The organism is Methylotuvimicrobium sp. KM2 (genome assembly GCF_038051925.1).
GTDB lineage: Bacteria > Pseudomonadota > Gammaproteobacteria > Methylococcales > Methylomonadaceae > Methylotuvimicrobium.
This window is the reverse complement of sequence record NZ_CP150634.1, coordinates 2,276,206-2,290,273: the sequence shown is the minus strand read 5'-3', so window position 1 is coordinate 2,290,273 and position 14,068 is coordinate 2,276,206. Positions and strand designations below refer to the sequence as shown.

Annotated in this window: 2 protein-coding genes; both read left to right on the top strand. The window is 60.0% G+C overall.

The features are described 5' to 3' along the window. Positions 1–184 precede the first annotated feature (184 nt). Positions 185–1,372 carry an IS256 family transposase gene (locus WJM45_RS09715; protein WP_341328738.1) on the top strand — a complete coding sequence of 396 codons (1,188 nt, stop codon included), beginning with the start codon at positions 185–187 and terminating at the stop codon, positions 1,370–1,372. 574 nt (positions 1,373–1,946) lie between these two features. After that, positions 1,947–14,006 (top strand): SwmB domain-containing protein, encoded by a 12,060-nt coding sequence (locus WJM45_RS09710; RefSeq protein ID WP_341328737.1) that lies wholly within the window; start codon positions 1,947–1,949, stop codon positions 14,004–14,006. The last annotated feature ends 62 nt before the right edge of the window (positions 14,007–14,068 follow it).

Genomic DNA, 14,068 nt, shown 5'->3' with positions numbered 1-14,068 from the left:
GCGAGAAGAGTGCTTTGTCATCTTGAATCCCGTTGAATGCTTCGTTAGTCGAGTGGTTTGTAAATCATCTTGTTGCCCTGTTTTCATCGCTCTGCGATAATGCGTGTATTATACTATATTTATATAATATTCAAATACTTAAACATGACAAAGTCGAATTAAAGACCCGAAATTAATTTCAGCTATGCAAGAGCTCGGACGAGGGCTGAAGTCTCCGAGTGACTTGGCACAACTGAGCCGAGAGCTATTAAAAATCACCATTGAAGCCTCGCTGAATGCGGAAATGGATGCCCATTTAGGCTATAACAAGCATGCACCGGAAGGCTATAACAGCGGCAATAGCCGCAATGGCTATAACCGTAAAATCCTGAAGGGTGAGCATGGCACGGTTGAAATTGAAACCCCGCGTGATCGCAATGGCTGCTTTGAACCGGTGTTTGTGGCAAAAAATCAAACGCGTCTGACTCAATTCGATGATCAAATCCTGATGCTGTACGCCAAAGGCATGAGCACACGGGATATCGTCGAAACGTTTGCCGAGTTGTACGGTGCCGATATTTCGCCGACACTGGTTTCGCAAGTGACTAATGCGGTATTGGAAAAGGTCATTGAATGGCAGACGCGGCCGCTGGATGCGCTCTATCCCATCCTGTATCTGGACTGTATTGTGATCAAAATTCGCCAGGACAAACGGGTCATCAACAAGGCCGTGTCTGTGGCGCTGGGCGTCAATGTTCACGGACACAAAGAGCTACTGGGCTTATGGATGTCTGAAAACGAGGGCGCCAAGTTTTGGTTGTCGGTGCTCACGGAACTGAAAAATCGTGGCGTCAAGGATGTGTTTGTTGCCTGCGTCGATGGCTTGACCGGCTTCCCCGATGCGATCGCGGCGGTGTTTCCCAAAACCCAGGTTCAGCTGTGTATTGTGCATATGATGCGCAATTCCTTGGCGTTTGTCAGCTGGAAGGATCGTAAGGCGGTCGCCGCCGGACTCAAGGCGATTTACCAGTCGATTACCGTGACCGAGGCCGAGCAGGAACTGGAAGCCTTCGCCCGGCAATGGGATAAACAGTATCCGAGCATCAGCGCATCCTGGCGGCGGCATTGGCTGAACTTGATTGCTTTCTTCGATTATCCGGATGAGATACGCAAAGTGATCTACACCACTAACGCCATTGAGTCGTTGAATAGCGTAATCCGTAAAGCGACCGAGCGGCGCAAGTTGTTTCCCAACGATCAGTCGGCTTTGAAGGTGGTGTATCTGGCCATCAATCAGGCGGCCAAGAAATGGTCCATGCCCATCCGCGACTGGAAGCCCGCACTCAATCAGTTTATGATTCTTTATCAAGACCGGATGACTGAGATTTTTTAACGGCGGTTTACACGGATATTTTTACACCCTCCTTTGATATTAAATGCTATATTTTATATCCTCGCTTAAATAGTGATGCTATGGCGCTCACTAATCAACATCGCATTTAGAAGGACGGCAAACAAAACACAATACTTAGTGTTTTATCTCAAGTAGCCCAGACAAATTGTCGGTGACAACATATAATTGCATCTTATCGAGTCTAATAGAACGATAAAAAACCATCCCCGAAGTAGAGTGCGATCCACTTCGAGGACTAATTTTAACAGCGTCCATATAGGGAACGCGGCTTGCTAACTCAAAATAATCTTTTGTACACAGCACTTTGAACTTCTGTGTACCACTAAATAATACCAATATCTTGCTATAAGGCATAGCTATAATTACCAAATTGTTAATGTTTTATTGTGTAAGGTTGAGCCAAGTTCCCGAAAATAGACGCTCCATGACCTAAAGGGTCAAGGAAGCAATTAATGTCCGTAACAACTAATATTCTCCGCTATCGCTTCTGGGGACTACTCGACTCCTGTCTCGCAGCGCATGAATTATTAATAAAAAGGAAATAAAGGATCTTATGTCTGTTGAAACTAAAGTAATTCACTTAAACGAACCCTCAACTGCTGGTACTTTTCATGAGATAGCTGAATCTTTGCACCTTGATCGACCTAGCCGGATATTTCTTAATCTGCGACCGAGTGATATTAAGTCTTTTATTCTCGAGGGCGCAGATCTGATCGTTGATATGGGTAAGGAAACGATCCGTATTGCTAATTTTTATCACATTGATGGGGATAGTGAACTTTACTTAAGGGATGAGGATTGTGATGGTCTTTTAAGAGTTGATCTTTCGGCGGTTGCAGGTGATGGGGTCGTGTCTGCTCAATATATACCGCAAGCGGAAACTTCCCCCTTTGAATCATTAACTTGTGCTGCCGAGAGCGAGGGCATTGGGGGGTACGGCCTGGCAGCGGCGGCTGCCCTAGCGGTTATAGGTGGTGGGGTAGGGATTGGGGTCGGCCTGGCAGGTGATGGAGACGACCCGGCTCCAGTGGCTCCTGATGCACCGGACACAACCTCGCCGGATGTGGCGGGGATCGACAGTATCACGGATGATATGGGTGCCGTACAAGGCCCCATAGCGAAAGGCGGTAATACTGACGACGCCCAGCCGACAGTGAGCGGCAGCGACGCTGCGCCTGGCGATACCATTACTTTGTACGATGGCACTACAGCCATTGGCAGCACCACGGTCGCGGCCGATGGCACCTGGAGCATTACCCCAACGGCGCCGATGGTCGATGGTAGCCATAATCTTACCGTTACTGCCACCGACCCTGCGGGCCACGTGTCCCCTCCTAGTGAGCCTTACATCATTATTGTGGACACCACCGCTCCAGCTGCGCCGACGATTAACGATTTCACGGATAACGCAGGCAGCATAACCCATACCATGACCTCGGGTGACAGGACTGACGACACCACGCCAACGCTGAACGGTTCGGGCGCCGAGGCCAACGGTAAGGTCAATGTCTACGTCGATGGCGTACTCAATGGCTCCGCCACGGCCGATACCGATGGCATGTGGAGCTATACCCCGGCAGAGCTAAGCGAAGGCAGTCACAGTTTTACCGCTACCAACGTCGATGCAGCCGGCAACGAGTCTGGCGCCAGCGCCCCTTATACTATTGTTGTCGACACCACGGCGCCGAGTGTGACGCTTGATCCGCTTACCACCAACGACACCACCCCGGCACTGACCGGCGCCGTCGATGACCCGACCGCCACCGTGGTGGTCACGGTCGACGGCACTGACTATGCCGCCACCAATAATGGTGACGGCACCTGGATCCTGGCTGACGATAAGCTGCCGCCTCTGGCCGAGGGCGATCATGCGGTCACCGTGATCGTCACCGATACCGTCGGTAACAGCGGTACGGCTACCGGCAGCGTTACGGTCGACACCACGCTACCCGACACCACCCCGCCGGTCCTGCTCAGCGCCGCGACCAGCGCCGACGGCAGCAGCCTCGTGCTGACCTACGATGAAGCCCTGGACGGGGCCAACCCGCCGGCGCCGGGCGACTTTGCCGTCAACGTCAACGGCAGCCCGGTCACGGTCAGCGGCGTTACGGTCAGCGGCGACACAGTCATCCTGAGCCTGGGCACACCGGTGGCCAACGGCGACCTCGTCACCGCCAGCTACACCGACCCGAGCGCGGGCGACGACGCCAATGCCACGCAGGATCTGGCCGGCAACGACGCGACCAGCTTCACCGGCACCGCGGTGACCAATACCGTGCCTGACATCACCCCGCCGACCCTGACCATCAGCGCGGATGACCTGGCGCTGGCGGCGGGCGAAGCCACGACCGTGACCTTCCAGTTCAGCGAAGCCGTGGCCGGCTTTGCAGAAACCGACGTGGTCGTGGCCGGCGGCAGCCTCGGCGATTTCACGCAGGTCGACGCCGATACCTGGACCGCCACCTTCACCCAGACCGGTGCCGAAGCGCCGAGCCTCAGCGTAGCTGACGGCACTTTCGCGGACCTGGCCGGCAACCCGGGCACGGGCGATACCCTGGACGGCAGCGACGGCTTCACGGCCGATCTGGTGGCGCCAACTTTGACCATCAGCGCGGATGACCTGGCGCTGGCGGCCGGCGAAGCCACGACCGTGACCTTCCAGTTCAGCGAAGCGGTGGCCGGCTTTGCGGCCGGGGACGTGGTCGTGGCCGGCGGCAGCCTGAGCGACTTCACGCAGCTGGATGCCGATACCTGGACCGCGACCTTCACCCAGACCGGTGCCGATGCGCCGAGCCTCAGCGTGGCTGACGGCACTTTCGCGGACCTGGCCGGCAACCCGGGCACGGGCGATACCCTGGACGGCACCGATGGCTTCACGGTCGACTTGCTGGCACCGGTCGTGGCCCTGGATCCGCTGACCACCAGCGACACCACCCCGGCGCTGACCGGCGCCGTGGATGACCCGACCGCCACCGTCGTGGTCACGGTGGGCGGCACCGACTATGCTGCCACCAACAATGGCGACGGCACCTGGACCCTGGCCGACGACACCCTACCGGTTCAGCCGGCAGGCACTATCGACATCACCGTCACTGCCACCGATCCGGCCGGCAACACCGGCACTGACACCGGCTCCCTGACCATCGGCACCGGCGGAAGCGATACGACACCGCCGGTTGTCACCTTCACTGACCTGACCACTAACGACACCACCCCGGCGCTGACCGGCACGGTGGATGACCCGACCGCCACCGTCGTGGTCACGGTGGGCGGTATCGACTATGCCGCCACCAACAATGGCGACGGCACCTGGACCCTGGCCGACAACACCCTACCGGTTCAGCCGGCAGGCACTACCGACATCACCGTCACCGCCACCGATCCGGCCGGCAACAGCAGTATGGCTACTGGCAGTGTCACGGTCGCCATTATGCTACCCGACACCACGCCGCCGGTGCTGCAAAGCGCCGCCACCAGCGCCGACGGCAACAGCCTGGTGCTGACCTACGATGAAGCCCTGGATGAGGCCAATCCGCCGGCACCGGGCGACTTTGCCGTCAACGTCAACGGCGCCCCGGTCACGGTCAGCAACGTCACGGTCAGCGGCGATACCGTCACCCTGGACCTGGGCACAGCGGTAGTCAACGGCGACACCGTCAGCGCCAGCTACACCGACCCGAGTGCGGGTGATGATGCGGCGGCGACCCAGGATCTGGCCGGCAATGATGCGGCCAGCTTCAGCGATACGGCTGTGGCCAACAACGTGCCAGTCATACCTGACACCACTCCACCGGTGCTGCTCAATGCGGAGACCAGCACCGACGGCAACAGCCTCGTGCTGACTTACGATGAAGCCCTGGATGGGGCCAATCCGCCGGCAGCGGGTGACTTTGAAGTCAACGTCAACGGCAATCCGGTTACAGTGAGCGGCGTTACGGTTAGTGGCGATACCGTCACCTTGAACCTGGCTACACCGGTAGCCAACGGCGACACCGTCACGGCCAGCTACACCGACCCGAGTGCGGGCGATGATGCCAATGCCACACAGGATCTGGCCGGCAATGATGCAGCCAGCTTCACTAACAGCCCGGTAACCAATACTGTACCGGTTACACCTGACACCACAGCGCCAACCTTGCTCAATGCGGAGACCAGCACGGATGGCAACAGCCTCGTGCTGACTTACGATGAAGCCCTGGATGCGGCCAATCCACCGGCAGCGGGTGACTTTGAAGTCAACGTCAACGGCAATCCGGTTACAGTGAGCGGCGTTACGGTTAGTGGCGATACCGTCACCTTGAACCTGGCTACACCGGTGGTCAACGGCGACACCGTCACGGCCAGCTACACCGACCCGAGTGCGGGTGATGATGCGGCGGCGACCCAGGATCTGGCCGGCAATGATGCGGCCAGCTTCAGCGATACGGCTGTGGCCAACAACGTGCCAGTCATACCTGACACCACTCCACCGGTGCTGCTCAATGCGGAGACCAGCACCGACGGCAACAGCCTCGTGCTGACTTACGATGAAGCCCTGGATGCGGCCAATCCGCCGGCAGCGGGTGACTTTGAAGTCAACGTCAACGGCAATCCGGTTGCAGTGAGCGGCGTTACGGTTAGTGGCGACACCGTCACCCTGGACCTGGGCACAGCGGTAGTCAACGGCGACACCGTCACCGCCAGCTACACCGACCCGAGCGCGGGCGATGATGCGGCGGCGACCCAGGATCTGGCCGGCAACGATGCGGCCAGCTTCAGTGATAGCCCGGTGACCAACAATGTGCCGGTCACGCCTGACACCACTCCACCGGTGCTGCTTAGCGCAGCAACCAGCGCGGACGGCAGCAGCCTCGTGCTGACCTATGATGAAGCCCTGGATGCGGCCAATCCGCCAGCCATCGGTAGTTTCGCGATCGAGGTTAATGGCAGCACGGTTGCAGTGACCGGCGTCACGGTCAGCGGCGACACCGTCACCCTGGACCTGGGCACAGCGGTAGTCAACGGCGACACCGTCACCGCCAGCTACACCGACCCGAGCGCGGGCGATGATGCGGCGGCGACCCAGGATCTGGCCGGCAACGATGCGGCCAGCTTCAGTGATAGCCCGGTGACCAACAATGTGCCGGTCACGCCTGACACCACCCCACCGGTGCTGCTCAGTGCGGAGACCAGCACCGACGGCAACAGCCTCGTGCTGACTTACGATGAAGCCCTGGATGCGGCCAATCCGCCAGCCATCGGTAGTTTCGCGATCGAGGTTAATGGCAGCACGGTTGCAGTGACCGGCGTCACGGTCAGCGGCGACACCGTCACCCTGGACCTGGGCACAGCGGTAGTCAACGGCGACACCGTCACCGCCAGCTACACCGACCCGAGCGCGGGCGATGATGCGGCGGCGACCCAGGATCTGGCCGGCAACGATGCGGCCAGCTTCAGTGATAGCCCGGTGACCAACAATGTGCCGGTCACGCCTGACACCACCCCACCGGTGCTGCTCAGTGCGGAGACCAGCACCGATGGCAACAGCCTCGTGCTGACTTACGATGAAGCCCTGGATGGGGCCAATCCGCCGGCAGCGGGTGACTTTGAAGTCAACGTCAACGGCAATCCGGTCACGGTCAGCAGTGTCACCGTCAGCGGTGATACCGTCACCTTGAACCTGGCTACACCGGTAGCCAACGGCGACACTGTCACGGCCAGCTACACCGACCCGAGCGCGGGCGATGATGCGGCGGCGACCCAGGATCTGGCCGGCAACGATGCGGCCAGCTTCAGTGATAGCCCGGTGACCAACAATGTGCCGGTCACGCCTGACACCACTCCACCGGTGCTGCTTAGCGCAGCAACCAGCGCGGACGGCAGCAGCCTCGTGCTGACCTATGATGAAGCCCTGGATGCGGCCAATCCGCCAGCCATCGGTAGTTTCGCGATCGAGGTTAATGGCAGCACGGTTGCAGTGACCGGCGTCACGGTCAGCGGCGACACCGTCACCCTGGACCTGGGCACAGCGGTAGTCAACGGCGACACCGTCACCGCCAGCTACACCGACCCGAGCGCGGGCGATGATGCGGCGGCGACCCAGGATCTGGCCGGCAACGATGCGGCCAGCTTCAGTGATAGCCCGGTGACCAACAATGTGCCGGTCACGCCTGACACCACTCCACCGGTGCTGCTTAGCGCAGCAACCAGCGCGGACGGCAGCAGCCTCGTGCTGACCTATGATGAAGCCCTGGATGCGGCCAATCCGCCAGCCATCGGTAGTTTCGCGATCGAGGTTAATGGCAGCACGGTTGCAGTGACCGGCGTCACGGTCAGCGGCGACACCGTCACCCTGGACCTGGGCACAGCGGTAGTCAACGGCGACACCGTCACCGCCAGCTACACCGACCCGAGCGCGGGCGATGATGCGGCGGCGACCCAGGATCTGGCCGGCAACGATGCGGCCAGCTTCAGTGATAGCCCGGTGACCAACAATGTGCCGGTCACGCCTGACACCACTCCACCGGTGCTGCTTAGCGCAGCAACCAGCGCGGACGGCAGCAGCCTCGTGCTGACCTATGATGAAGCCCTGGATGCGGCCAATCCGCCAGCCATCGGTAGTTTCGCGATCGAGGTTAATGGCAGCACGGTTGCAGTGACCGGCGTCACGGTCAGCGGCGACACCGTCACCCTGGACCTGGGCACAGCGGTAGTCAACGGCGACACCGTCACCGCCAGCTACACCGACCCGAGCGCGGGCGATGATGCGGCGGCGACCCAGGATCTGGCCGGCAACGATGCGGCCAGCTTCAGTGATAGCCCGGTGACCAACAATGTGCCGGTCACGCCTGACACCACTCCACCGGTGCTGCTTAGCGCAGCAACCAGCGCGGACGGCAGCAGCCTCGTGCTGACCTATGATGAAGCCCTGGATGCGGCCAATCCGCCAGCCATCGGTAGTTTCGCGATCGAGGTTAATGGCAGCACGGTTGCAGTGACCGGCGTCACGGTCAGCGGCGACACCGTCACCCTGGACCTGGGCACAGCGGTAGTCAACGGCGACACCGTCACCGCCAGCTACACCGACCCGAGCGCGGGCGATGATGCGGCGGCGACCCAGGATCTGGCCGGCAACGATGCGGCCAGCTTCAGTGATAGCCCGGTGACCAACAATGTGCCGGTCACGCCTGACACCACTCCACCGGTGCTGCTTAGCGCAGCAACCAGCGCGGACGGCAGCAGCCTCGTGCTGACTTACGATGAAGCCCTGGATGCGGCCAATCCGCCAGCCATCGGTAGTTTCGCGATCGAGGTTAATGGCAGCACGGTTGCAGTGACCGGCGTCACGGTCAGCGGCGACACCGTCACCCTGGACCTGGGCACAGCGGTAGTCAACGGCGACACCGTCACCGCCAGCTACACCGACCCGAGCGCGGGCGATGATGCGGCGGCGACCCAGGATCTGGCCGGCAACGATGCGGCCAGCTTCAGCGATACGGCTGTGGCCAACAACGTGCCAGTTACACCTGACACCACCCCACCGGTGCTGCTCAGTGCGGAGACCAGCACCGATGGCAACAGCCTCGTGCTGACTTACGATGAAGCCCTGGATGGGGCCAATCCGCCGGCAGCGGGTGACTTTGAAGTCAACGTCAACGGCAATCCGGTCACGGTCAGCAGTGTCACCGTCAGCGGTGATACCGTCACCTTGAACCTGGCTACACCGGTAGCCAACGGCGACACTGTCACGGCCAGCTACACCGACCCGAGTGCGGGCGATGATGCCAATGCCACACAGGATCTGGCCGGCAACGATGCGGCCAGCTTCAGTGATAGCCCGGTGACCAACAATGTGCCGGTCACGCCTGACACCACTCCACCGGTGCTGCTTAGCGCAGCAACCAGCGCGGACGGCAGCAGCCTCGTGCTGACCTATGATGAAGCCCTGGATGCGGCCAATCCGCCAGCCATCGGTAGTTTCGCGATCGAGGTTAATGGCAGCACGGTTGCAGTGACCGGCGTCACGGTCAGCGGCGACACCGTCACCCTGGACCTGGGCACAGCGGTAGTCAACGGCGACACCGTCACGGCCAGCTACACCGACCCGAGTGCGGGTGATGATGCGGCGGCGACCCAGGATCTGGCCGGCAATGATGCGGCCAGCTTCAGCGATACGGCTGTGGCCAACAACGTGCCAGTCATACCTGACACCACTCCACCGGTGCTGCTCAATGCGGAGACCAGCACCGACGGCAACAGCCTCGTGCTGACTTACGATGAAGCCCTGGATGCGGCCAATCCGCCGGCAGCGGGTGACTTTGAAGTCAACGTCAACGGCAATCCGGTTGCAGTGAGCGGCGTTACGGTTAGTGGCGACACCGTCACCCTGGACCTGGGCACAGCGGTAGTCAACGGCGACACCGTCACCGCCAGCTACACCGACCCGAGCGCGGGCGATGATGCGGCGGCGACCCAGGATCTGGCCGGCAACGATGCGGCCAGCTTCAGTGATAGCCCGGTGACCAACAATGTGCCGGTCACGCCTGACACCACTCCACCGGTGCTGCTTAGCGCAGCAACCAGCGCGGACGGCAGCAGCCTCGTGCTGACCTATGATGAAGCCCTGGATGCGGCCAATCCGCCAGCCATCGGTAGTTTCGCGATCGAGGTTAATGGCAGCACGGTTGCAGTGACCGGCGTCACGGTCAGCGGCGACACCGTCACCCTGGACCTGGGCACAGCGGTAGTCAACGGCGACACCGTCACCGCCAGCTACACCGACCCGAGCGCGGGCGATGATGCGGCGGCGACCCAGGATCTGGCCGGCAACGATGCGGCCAGCTTCAGTGATAGCCCGGTGACCAACAATGTGCCGGTCACGCCTGACACCACCCCACCGGTGCTGCTCAGTGCGGAGACCAGCACCGACGGCAACAGCCTCGTGCTGACTTACGATGAAGCCCTGGATGCGGCCAATCCGCCAGCCATCGGTAGTTTCGCGATCGAGGTTAATGGCAGCACGGTTGCAGTGACCGGCGTCACGGTCAGCGGCGACACCGTCACCCTGGACCTGGGCACAGCGGTAGTCAACGGCGACACCGTCACCGCCAGCTACACCGACCCGAGCGCGGGCGATGATGCGGCGGCGACCCAGGATCTGGCCGGCAACGATGCGGCCAGCTTCAGTGATAGCCCGGTGACCAACAATGTGCCGGTCACGCCTGACACCACCCCACCGGTGCTGCTCAGTGCGGAGACCAGCACCGATGGCAACAGCCTCGTGCTGACTTACGATGAAGCCCTGGATGGGGCCAATCCGCCGGCAGCGGGTGACTTTGAAGTCAACGTCAACGGCAATCCGGTCACGGTCAGCAGTGTCACCGTCAGCGGTGATACCGTCACCTTGAACCTGGCTACACCGGTAGCCAACGGCGACACTGTCACGGCCAGCTACACCGACCCGAGCGCGGGCGATGATGCGGCGGCGACCCAGGATCTGGCCGGCAACGATGCGGCCAGCTTCAGCGACACGGCCGTGACCAACAACGTGCCGGCCAACCAGGCGCCTGAAATTGCAGATGCGTTCGCATCCGTTTCGGAAGAGGGGCTTGCCGGCGGGTCGCCTGATACTGTCGGCACGCCAGTCGACACGACGGATGTCACCGCGGTTAACGGCACGATGACGTTCACCGATCCTGACAGCACGATTGCATCGCTAGCCGTGACCGGCCCTACCGGGATTGCGTCAGGCGGCGTAAACGTCGTGTGGAATGGTTCATTCGATGCAGGCACGAATACATACACCCTGACAGGCACCGCGGACGCGACCACGGTTGCGACGCTGATTGTGTCCACTTCGGGTGATTATACGTTCACGCTTCAAGCACCACTGGATCATCCGGTACAGGGGGCCGAGGATATCCTCGCCCTGGACTTTGACGTCGTCGCTACCGATAGCGAGGGCGCCTCGGGCAGTGGCACTCTGACGGTCAACGTCGAGGATGACATGCCGATCGCGGATGTCCCCAGGCTCTATAACATTGATTCACTGCCAACTGCTGATCCGATTACAGGCGATATCAGCGTGACTTACGGTGCGGATGGCGGCCATGTCGCCAAGATCGGCATCGATGGCTATTTCCTGACGTTTGATCCAGTTACGGAAAGCATCGTTGAAAGCGGCAATTCCGAGCTGGTTTACGATTATGCGTATGACTCGGGTACGGACGATCTGACGATTCGTACCGTCAAGGGCGAGACCTTCGTCATTGATATGTATACCGGGGAATATACCTACAGCGCTTCTGCGACGCCGTTGATTGCACCTGAAATCGATCAAGCGCCCGTAGTGACCCTGGGGGATGACAGCCTTCTCGACCTGCTCGGTGTCAGCGCCTTGAACCTGATTGACTTCAGCCAAACCCAATTGTTTGCGGCTACGGATGCCAACAATAATATCGAATCGGTCACCATCAATATCACCGGTCTCAACATTACCGTGGGTGCTGGATTTGAGGTGGCTGGCGGCTTGGCCATGGCCAATGAACTCGGCCTCACCTTCGACAACAACAATCGACTGGGCTTGCTGGATTTTGAAACCGAGATCACGATATCGGCTCTTGGCGGCGGCCCGATCGATAATCAGAAACTCAATGAGTTCCTCGGTGCTGTCTATTTCAGTACCGGTCTGGCAGACATCGGATTGCTTTCAACCGTCACCATCACCGCCACGGATACCACGGCATTGTCGGGTTCGGAATCAAGCACGAATGTACTTGACCTCGGCCTGTTAGGTAATGCCCCGCCTGCCTATCTGGAGTTGGGAGATGACAGCGGCAACATCCTGACAGGCACGGCCGGCTCCGATCGCCTGTATGGCTTCGACGGCGATGACACGTTGAACGGCGGTGCCGGCGCGGACATTCTGCGCGGCGGCGCCGGCAGCGATGCGCTCGACGGTGGGGACGGCAATGATGTGTTGATTGGCGGGTCTGGCAACGATACGCTGACCGGCGGCACCGGCAATGATGTGTTCATGTGGGAGAACGGCGATCAGAGCGGGACGCCTGGTCTGGCCACTGCCGCCAGCGATACCGTGGCCGACTTCAATGTCGCGCCGGTATCCTCTGGCGGCGATCTCATCGACCTGGGTAATCTGCTGCAGGGCGAAGGCAAAATCGGCACCGGTCCCGGCAATCTGGTACGGTACCTGCACTTTACCTATGACGGCACGAATACGGTGCTCCACATCAGTTCGGCGGGCAACTTCACCGGGGGATACGATTCGGATGAAGTCGACCAGATCATTACCTTCAACAATGTCGACCTGCGCCAGGGACTGACGACGGATTACGACATTATCGCCAATCTGCTCGCCAACGGTAACCTGATCGTTGACGAGGCCACGGCAAGCACCAACCTGCTTGGCGGGACAACAACGATTGATGCGGTGATAGCCGACGGCGACGGCGATACCGCGGGTACGCAAATCGTCTTCGACAGCACGGGGGCGACGCTTCCGCATGTTGTGCCCGGCAATATGGCGCCCATCGTGCAGGCCAACGACTTCAGCCTGCTGGGTATCATCGGTGCCGAGGCGCTGACCGTGATTGACCTTAATAGCCAGGATTTCATCGCTGCGGATGCAGACGGCAATCTCAGTTCTGTCGCGATTGCCTATAGACCGGTGCTCAACGTGAATCTGATTCCATTGCAGCTAATCGCTTCCAGCGCCCTGGCGGCCGAACTAGGGCTGCAATTCAACGTGGTGAACGATCCGGGGCTGCTCGGTCTTGTGGCGCCTTCCTCGATATTGACCATTACCGCGGTCGGCGGTGGCGACATCGATAATCTTGCCGTCAACGAATTGCTTGCTACCGTCAAGTTCGACAATGCTGTAGATCTGCTGGGCCTGGATGTCGGCCTGCAAGCTGCCGTACTCGATGCGATGACGATCACCGCCACGGATAGTGCCGGACTCACGGCTTCGGACTCCCTGGGCAACCTCGTCGACGCAAGCGTATTGCACACCCTGCTGGGGGACAACTCCAGCATCATGGAAGGTGATGGCGGCAACAACACGCTGACGGGCACCGGTGACAACGAGCGGCTGTACGGACATGGCGGCGACGACACCATTACGGGTGGTGACGGCGCCGATCTGATTCGCGGCGGCGCCGGCAATGACACGCTCTTCGGCGGCGATGGCAACGATGTGCTGATCGACGGCAATGGAAACGATACCTTCGACGCGGGGGCCGGTGATGATCTTATCCTGATAACCGGCAATACTTTCGTTTCGATCGAGGGCGGCGATGGCTTTGATATCCTGCAGCTGGATGGCGGCTTCGACCTGAACTTCAATGATGCAACCAACAATGTCCACAACATCGAGCAGATCGATCTGGGCACAGGTGATGCCGGCAATACGTTGACCTTGACAGCCACTGCCGTGGAGAACCTGACCGATGCGGACAACGAGTTGTATATCACAGGCGAAAGCAACGACACCCTGAACGTTGCTGGCGCGACGGCTACGGGGGCACAGACCTCGCTCAATGGCGTCGTCTTCGATGTTTACGACTTCGGCAACAATCAACTGTATGTTGATCAGGATGTGCAGGTGATTGTCTAGGCGTGGCAAACATAGAAAACATTACGTTTGAAAGGAACCGCCGGATCGCTACGGCGGTTCTT

Bases quoted from the DNA above. Each gene is read 5' to 3' on its own strand.
- WJM45_RS09710 (WP_341328737.1), top strand. From the start codon at position 1,947: ATGTCTGTTGAAACTAAAGTAATTCACTTAAACGAACCCTCAACTGCT.
- WJM45_RS09715 (WP_341328738.1), top strand. From the start codon at position 185: ATGCAAGAGCTCGGACGAGGGCTGAAGTCTCCGAGTGACTTGGCACAA.